Raw genomic sequence first — 2186 nt, 5'->3', positions numbered from 1 at the left:
CGGCCGCGCTCGGGGCACCGGCGTTCACGCTGGTCACCGCGGTTGCCGTGGCCGACGGGGCGGTCGAGCTGACCCGCGCCGTGTTCGGCGGGATCGCCCAGCGCACCGACCGGGTGACCGGTCCCGCGGTCGTCGTCGTGGACGGCGGACCCGCGTCCGTCGGGGGGTCCGCTCCCGTGACCGAGGTCGCCGTGGAGCCGACCACCACCGTCACCGTGGTCGAGACGCGACCCGGCGAACGCGCCGGCGTCGACCTGTCGCGTGCCACCCGGATCGTCACGGCGGGCCGTGGCGTCCGGGCCCAGGGCGACCTCGGGCTCGTCGACGCGCTCGCCGGTGCCCTGGATGCCGAGTCGGCCTGCTCGCGACCGCTGGCGGAGGGCCTGGGCTGGTACGCGCACGACCGGTACGTCGGCGTCACCGGCCAGCACGTCACTCCGGACCTCTACGTGGCCGTGGGTGTCTCCGGCCAGCTGCAGCACGCCGTCGGTGCCCGCGGCGCGGGCACGGTCGTCGTCATCAACTCGGACAAGGACTGCCCGTACTTCGCGGAGGCCGACTACTGCGTCGTCGGTGACCTGTACGGCGTCCTGCCGGCACTGACGGAGGCGCTGTCATGACGGCGACCGAGCTGGACTTCGACGTCATCGTCGTCGGAGCGGGCATCGCGGGCTGCGTCGCTGCCTACCGGCTGGCCCAGGCCGGACGGTCCGTGGTGCTGGTCGAGCGTGGCGAGGTCCCCGGCTCCAAGAACATGTCCGGCGGGGTGCTGTACTCCCGCATCCTCGAGGAGGTGTTCCCGGACTTCCTGGACCGGGCGCCGGTCGAGCGCCGGGTCACCCGCAACTACGTGCAGTTCCTCAACGGCTCGTCGTCCGTCGGCATCGACTACCAGGATGCGCGGCTCGCCGAGCCGACCAACGCGGTGACCGTGCTGCGGGCGAAGCTCGACGCCTGGCTCGCCGAGCAGTGCGAGGAGGCCGGGGTGTTCCTCATGCCCGGCGTCCGGGTCGACGAGGTCATGCTCGAGGCCGGTCGCGTCGTCGGCATCCGCGCGGGCGAGGACGAGCTGCGCGCCCACGTGGTGATCGCCGCGGACGGGGTCAACTCGTTCCTCGCACGGGGCGCCGGTCTGCGCAGCAAGCCGCCGACGAACCACCTCGCGCTCGGGGTCAAGGCCGTGGTGTCCCTGCCGGCCGCGACCATCGAGGAACGGTTCCACCTGAGCGGCGACGAGGGCGCGGCGTACGCCGTCGTCGGCGACTGCACGCAGGGCGTCGGGGGTGGCGGGTTCCTCTACACCAACCGCGAGTCCGTGTCGGTCGGGGTCGTGCTCCGGCTCGACGATCTCGTCGCCAAGGGGTTGTCGTCGGCGGACATCTTCGAGCACTTCCTGCAGCACCCCTTCGTCGAGCCGCTGCTGCGGGGCGGGCAGGTCGCCGAGTACGGCAGCCACCTGGTGGCCGAGGGTGGTCTGGAGATGGTCGGCGAGATCCACACCGACGGGATGGTGGTGGTCGGCGACGCCGCCGGGCTGACCCTCAACACGGGGCTGACCGTGCGGGGGATGGACCTCGCCGCCGCGTCGGGGATCGCCGCGGCCGGCGCGATCGACGCCGCGATCACCGCCGGCGACACGAGCAAGGCGGGCCTCACGGCCTACCGCACGGCGCTGTTCGACTCGTTCGCGGGGCAGGACATGCGCACGTACGCCAAGGCACCGGCCTTCCTCGAGCGCGAGCGCATGTACCAGCAGTACGGGGCGCTGCTCGCGGACGTGATGTTCGGCGCCTTCCACCACGACCTGACCCCGCGGCGCCACCTGCGTGACGTGGCGTGGAGAACGCTCCGGCGCTCTCCGCTGCGCGTGCGGGACCTGGTCTCCGACGCACTTGCGGGGGTACGAGCACTGTGAACGTGGGCAACGTGTCCGACCGACTGGCCGGGAACCGGTTCGAGACCGACGAGCAGGAGAGCCACATCCAGGTGGACCAAGAGCAGGTGCGCCGCACCGGGTGCGCGGACCGCCTCGTCGCCGTCTGCCCTGCGCGGGTCTACGCGCGGGAGGCCGACGGCACCGTGTCCGTCGAGTACGCGGCGTGCTGCGAGTGCGGGGCGTGCGCGGCGGTGGCGCCCCCCGGCGCGCTCACCTGGCACTACCCCCGCGGCGGCATGGGCGTGCAGTT

The 2186-nt window shown here is 73.0% G+C and carries 3 protein-coding genes; all 3 read left to right on the top strand.

Going from position 1 to position 2186, the window contains the following annotated elements:
- Positions 1–620, top strand: a 620-nt coding sequence (locus AC1DUQ_RS21040; RefSeq protein WP_477074552.1) for an electron transfer flavoprotein subunit alpha/FixB family protein, incomplete at its 5' end; no start/stop codon positions are given.
- Complete coding sequence (locus AC1DUQ_RS21035; RefSeq protein WP_477061659.1) at positions 617–1915, top strand: FAD-dependent oxidoreductase; 1299 nt, start codon at positions 617–619, stop codon at positions 1913–1915. The genes AC1DUQ_RS21040 and AC1DUQ_RS21035, both read left to right, overlap by 4 nt.
- Before the next feature lie 11 nt (positions 1916–1926).
- Positions 1927–2186: 4Fe-4S dicluster domain-containing protein (locus AC1DUQ_RS21030; protein ID WP_477074551.1), on the top strand; the 260-nt coding region annotated here is incomplete at its 3' end.

Source organism: Cellulomonas sp. P4_B5_2 (assembly GCF_056402235.1).
This window is presented reverse-complemented; position numbering and strand designations above follow the sequence as displayed.

Coding starts and splice junctions, on each gene's coding strand:
- AC1DUQ_RS21035 (WP_477061659.1), top strand. CDS start 617: ATGACGGCGACCGAGCTGGACTTCGACGTCATCGTCGTCGGAGCGGGC.